Raw genomic sequence first — 349 nt, 5'->3', positions numbered from 1 at the left:
GTTGCGGAAGTGGCTCAGCGGTAGAGCATCGCCTTGCCAAGGCGAGGGTCGCGGGTTCGATTCCCGTCTTCCGCTCCATTTATGTTGGCGCCATAGCCAAGTGGTAAGGCAGAGCTCTGCAAAAGCTCTACCCCCAGTTCGAGTCTGGGTGGCGCCTCCATTACAATTTTATAATATGTGCCCTTAGCTCAGCTGGATAGAGCGTTTGACTACGAATCAAAAGGCCAGGAGTTCGAATCTCTTAGGGCACGCCATCTTTACTCAAATGCCGATGTGGCGGAATGGCAGACGCGCGCGACTCAAAATCGTGAGGGAAACCGTGGAGGTTCGAGTCCTCTCATCGGCACCA

General features: G+C 54.4%; 4 tRNA genes. All 4 read left to right on the top strand.

What is annotated here, in order from left to right:
- Window positions 1-3: 3 nt before the first annotated feature.
- The 4 genes from BK120_RS34405 (at window position 4) to BK120_RS34390 (ending at window position 349) form a co-directional block, all read left to right on the top strand.
- Window positions 4-78: transfer RNA gene (locus tag BK120_RS34405), tRNA-Gly, on the top strand.
- Window positions 79-86: 8 nt separating this feature from the next.
- A tRNA-Cys gene (locus BK120_RS34400) sits at window positions 87-160 on the top strand.
- Window positions 161-177: 17 nt separating this feature from the next.
- A tRNA-Arg gene (locus tag BK120_RS34395) sits at window positions 178-254 on the top strand.
- 13 nt (window positions 255-267) lie between these two features.
- A tRNA-Leu gene (locus BK120_RS34390) sits at window positions 268-349 on the top strand.

Origin of the sequence: Paenibacillus sp. FSL A5-0031, assembly GCF_001956295.1 — a bacterium.
Taxonomy (GTDB): domain Bacteria; phylum Bacillota; class Bacilli; order Paenibacillales; family Paenibacillaceae; genus Pristimantibacillus.
Note: the sequence above shows the minus strand (reverse complement) of the source record. Positions and strands in the feature narration are given on the sequence as shown.